This window comes from Citrobacter sp. Cpa228, assembly GCF_030333085.1.
In the GTDB taxonomy this organism is placed as follows: Bacteria; Pseudomonadota; Gammaproteobacteria; order Enterobacterales; family Enterobacteriaceae; genus Citrobacter; species Citrobacter pasteurii.
Map to the genome: position 1 here is coordinate 1 of NZ_JAOWGQ010000008.1, position 2,318 is coordinate 2,318.

The 2,318-nt window shown below is 52.8% G+C and carries 1 rRNA gene; it reads right to left on the bottom strand.

From position 1 onward, the window contains the following. Positions 1-23 precede the first annotated feature (23 nt). Positions 24-2,318, bottom strand: a 23S ribosomal RNA gene (locus OGX91_RS00045); the annotation flags it as partial.

The following is a 2,318-nucleotide window of genomic DNA, read 5'->3' on the forward strand; positions in this document are numbered from 1 at the left end:
CGCCAAAACATCTTCGGCGTTGTAAGGTTAAGCCTCACGGTTCATTAGTATCGGTTAGCTCAACGTATCGCTACGCTTACACACCCGACCTATCAACGTCGTCGTCTTCAACGTTCCTTCAGGAGACTTACAGTCTCAGGGAGAACTCATCTCGGGGCAAGTTTCGTGCTTAGATGCTTTCAGCACTTATCTCTTCCGCATTTAGCTACCGGGCAATGCCATTGGCATGACAACCCGAACACCAGTGATGCGTCCACTCCGGTCCTCTCGTACTAGGAGCAGCCCCCCTCAATTCTCCAGCGCCCACGGCAGATAGGGACCGAACTGTCTCACGACGTTCTAAACCCAGCTCGCGTACCACTTTAAATGGCGAACAGCCATACCCTTGGGACCTACTTCAGCCCCAGGATGTGATGAGCCGACATCGAGGTGCCAAACACCGCCGTCGATATGAACTCTTGGGCGGTATCAGCCTGTTATCCCCGGAGTACCTTTTATCCGTTGAGCGATGGCCCTTCCATTCAGAACCACCGGATCACTAAGACCTGCTTTCGCACCTGCTCGAGCCGTCACTCTCGCAGTCAAGCTAGCTTATGCCTTTGCACTAACCTCCTGATGTCCGACCAGGATTAGCTAACCTTCGTGCTCCTCCGTTACTCTTTAGGAGGAGACCGCCCCAGTCAAACTACCCACCAGACACTGTCCGCAACCCGGATTACGGGCCCACGTTAGAACACCAGCCATTAAAGGGTGGTATTTCAAGGTTGGCTCCATGCAGACTGGCGTCCACACTTCAAAGCCTCCCACCTATCCTACACATCAAGGACCAGTGTTCAGTGTCAAGCTATAGTAAAGGTTCACGGGGTCTTTCCGTCTTGCCGCGGGTACACTGCATCTTCACAGCGAGTTCAATTTCACTGAGTCTCGGGTGGAGACAGCCTGGCCATCATTACGCCATTCGTGCAGGTCGGAACTTACCCGACAAGGAATTTCGCTACCTTAGGACCGTTATAGTTACGGCCGCCGTTTACCGGGGCTTCGATCAAGAGCTTCTCCTTACGGATAACCCCATCAATTAACCTTCCGGCACCGGGCAGGCGTCACACCGTATACGTCCACTTTCGTGTTTGCACAGTGCTGTGTTTTTAATAAACAGTTGCAGCCAGCTGGTATCTTCGACTGATTTCAGCTCCATGAGTAAATCACTTCACCTACATATCAGCGTGCCTTCTCCCGAAGTTACGGCACCATTTTGCCTAGTTCCTTCACCCGAGTTCTCTCAAGCGCCTTGGTATTCTCTACCTGACCACCTGTGTCGGTTTGGGGTACGATTTCGTGTTACCTGATGCTTAGAGGCTTTTCCTGGAAGCAGGGCATTTGTTACTTCAGCACCGTAGCGCCTCGTCATCACACCTCAGCGTTAATAAGGTACCGGATTTACCTGGAACCTCCGCCTACATGCTTAAACCGGGACAACCGTCGCCCGGCTAACATAGCCTTCTCCGTCCCCCCTTCGCAGTAACACCAAGTACAGGAATATTAACCTGTTTCCCATCGACTACGCCTTTCGGCCTCGCCTTAGGGGTCGACTCACCCTGCCCCGATTAACGTTGGACAGGAACCCTTGGTCTTCCGGCGTGCGGGTTTTTCACCCGCATTATCGTTACTTATGTCAGCATTCGCACTTCTGATACCTCCAGCAACCCTCACAGGCCACCTTCAACGGCTTACAGAACGCTCCCCTACCCAACAACACATAGTGTCGCTGCCGCAGCTTCGGTGCACAGTTTAGCCCCGTTACATCTTCCGCGCAGGCCGACTCGACCAGTGAGCTATTACGCTTTCTTTAAATGATGGCTGCTTCTAAGCCAACATCCTGGCTGTCTGTGCCTTCCCACATCGTTTCCCACTTAACTGTGACTTTGGGACCTTAGCTGGCGGTCTGGGTTGTTTCCCTCTTCACGACGGACGTTAGCACCCGCCGTGTGTCTCCCGTGATAACATTCTTCGGTATTCGCAGTTTGCATCGGGTTGGTAAGTCGGGATGACCCCCTAGCCGAAACAGTGCTCTACCCCCGAAGATGAATTCACGAGGCGCTACCTAAATAGCTTTCGGGGAGAACCAGCTATCTCCCGGTTTGATTGGCCTTTCACCCCCAGCCACAAGTCATCCGCTAATTTTTCAACATTAGTCGGTTCGGTCCTCCAGTTAGTGTTACCCAACCTTCAACCTGCCCATGGCTAGATCACCGGGTTTCGGGTCTATACCCTGCAACTTAACGCCCAGTTAAGACTCGGTTTCCCTTCGGCTCCCCTAT